The sequence below is a fragment of the Dactylosporangium sp. NPDC000555 genome (assembly GCF_040300025.1).
Lineage (GTDB): Bacteria > Actinomycetota > Actinomycetes > Mycobacteriales > Micromonosporaceae > Dactylosporangium.
The window spans coordinates 1-2,420 of record NZ_JBEPDB010000193.1; the positions used below are offsets into that span (position 1 = coordinate 1).

General features: G+C 65.3%; 2 protein-coding genes and 1 pseudogene. All 3 read left to right on the forward strand.

From position 1 onward, the window contains the following. Window positions 1–155, forward strand: a pseudogene (locus ABT297_RS42910) (ISL3 family transposase); the annotation flags it as partial. A gap of 587 nt (window positions 156–742) precedes the next feature. After that, window positions 743–1,222, forward strand: a complete 480-nt coding sequence (locus ABT297_RS42915; RefSeq protein ID WP_350559943.1) for a hypothetical protein — start codon at window positions 743–745, stop codon at window positions 1,220–1,222. Then, on the forward strand, window positions 1,128–2,207 hold the full coding sequence (ltrA, locus tag ABT297_RS42920; protein WP_350559946.1) for a group II intron reverse transcriptase/maturase: 1,080 nt from the start codon (window positions 1,128–1,130) through the stop codon (window positions 2,205–2,207). Before ABT297_RS42915 ends, ltrA begins: the two co-directional genes overlap by 95 nt. Window positions 2,208–2,420: the final 213 nt, after the last annotated feature.

A 2,420-nucleotide genomic window follows, 5' to 3' on the forward strand; every position in this document is an offset into this window, starting at 1 on the left:
TCACCGACCACGCCCACAAGGTGCTGCCGGCCCAGCCCGAACCGGTGCAGGTACTCGGTATCGACGAGATCCGCCGGGGCCGGCCCAGATGGGTCCTCGACGAGGCCACCGGTGTCTGGCAGACCGCGGTGGACCGGTGGCACGTCGGGTTGTGCGCCACGAGGCGCTGTTCATCCGGATGGAGGTGAAAGACCACCATCTCCTTGCCGTCGTAGCGGCGGGGTGAAGCAGGAGGCAGTCCGAGCCGTGACTCGACGGTGAGGATAGGAGCAGCCTCGACGAAGTCGCGACGATCCTGCACTGCCGGAACGGCCGGGCGCGGTGAGCGAGACGGGAAGGTATACGTGAGGAACCGGTGTTGTTACGCCTCTTAAGGTGCCGCCAGCTCAAACCCGGTGGATACGGGCTGGTTCGCGGTGTGTCTCCGTCTCTTGTCACGGACGGAAACTCCTCGGCGGGTCTAATCCGCCTGGTCGGGGAGGCCACGGTGAATGACTACGGCGTAGCCGTGGCAAGGCCGCAGGGGCAGAGCCGGGTGCCTAGCCCGTTGACCGGATGACAGTGAACGTGGGAACCGCGCATGACCACTCCCCGGCCGGGCCGCATCCGGCAGTCGGGACGGGGATAGGCCCGAGGTCGGCTGAAGGTCGTGTGCGGGGCGGAGCCGCCGTAGTACTCCGAGCTGGGGAAAGCCCCGCGCATGGGGAAGGGCGGCAGCATGTCAGACAGGGAGAAGAGTGCAATGTCCGAAGACGCGCCGGTGAATGCCGGCGCCGTGGACTGGCCGAGCGTCGACTCGGCGTACGTCACGGTACGGAAGATGCAGATCAAGCTGCACCGCTGGGCGGGAGAGGATCACTCCCGCCGGTTCGATGACCTGTTCAACCTTGTCTACGATCCGGCGTTCTTGATGCATGCCTGGGAACGGGTGGAGTCCAACTCTGGGGCCAAGACCGCCGGGGTGGACCGACTGACCGTCGCCGGGATCAAGACCTGGATTGGAGTGGAGGCGTTTCTGGGCCGCATTCGGGACGTGCTGAAATCCGGCGCGTACGAACCGGCTGACGTGCGACGGGTGAAGATCCCGAAGGCGGGCGGGCAGTTCCGCTCGCTGGGGATTTCCGACCGTGGCCGATCGGGTGGTCCAGGCCAGTCTCAAAGCGGTACTCGAACCCATCTTCGAGGCGGACTTTCAGCCGTGCTCGTATGGGTTCCGCCCTAACCGGCGGGCGCAGGACGCGATCGCTGAGATCCACCACATGGGCAGCCAGGGCTATCACTGGGTGCTGGAGGCCGACATCGCCGCGTGTTTCGACGAACTCGGACACACGGCAGTCATGGACGGTCTCCGTCGGCGGATCAAGGACAAGCGGATGTGCACGCTGGTGAAGGCGTTCCTGAAAGCCGGGGTCATGACGACCGGCGGCGATCGGGAGGAGTCTGTCACCGGGACCCCGCAGGGCGGAATCCTCTCCCCGCTGCTGGCCAACATCGCGCTATCTGTTCTGGATGACCACTTCGAGCAGGAGTGGCAGCAGATGGGTGGCCGCTCGCAGCGGCAAACGCGCCGACGCAAAGGATTGGGAACCTGGCGGCTCATCCGCTATGCCGACGACTTCGTCGTCATGGTCAACGGTGAACGCCACCACGCCGAGCGTCTGCGTGAACAGGTGGCCGAGGTGATCGCCCCGTTGGGGCTTCGCCTGTCACCAGAGAAAACCCGTGTGGTCCACATCGACGAGGGGTTCGACTTCCTCGGTTTCCGCATCCGCAGGATGCGGAAACGGGGCACGCAGAAGTCGTACATCTACACCATCCCGTCCCGGAAAGCCGTCAAAGCGATCAAGGACAGGATGTCGCGGATGACCTACAGGTCAACCCGGAACCAGGACCTCGACGAGCTGCTCAGAAGCATCAACTGGGTCCTGGCCGGATGGGCGAACTACTTCAGGCACGGAGTGTCCAAGGCAACCTTCCAGGCGGTCAATCACCATGCCTGGTGGCGGATCGTGCGCTGGATCAGCCGAAAACACCACCGGATGAGCCTGAAGGGAATCATCCGCCGGTTCTGTGACGGCGGATGGATGCCCATCGCCAACGGAGTACGGTTCACCGGCACCGCCAGTGTCTCGGTGACCCGCTACCGTTACCGCGGCCGGAACATACCGACGCCGTGGACCAACCCGAAACCGGCAGCCACCAGCTGACCAGCGGGCAAGACATGCGGAGAGCCCGATGTCTGGAGACAGACACGTCGGGTTCGGCGGGCGGGTCGGGGAAACCCACCGGGAGCAATCCCGACAGGGCGCCCCGACCCGACCCAACTGTGGACCTGTCCGGTGGGCAGGGCCTGCTCGGGCAGGTCGAAGGCCGCACCGCACAGGCGGTCATCGACTGGCTGGACGCACGGGACCAGGCCT

What these genes read in the sequence shown, in the direction of transcription:
- ABT297_RS42915 (WP_350559943.1), top strand. Translation starts at nt 743, where the DNA reads ATGTCCGAAGACGCGCCGGTGAATGCCGGCGCCGTGGACTGGCCGAGC.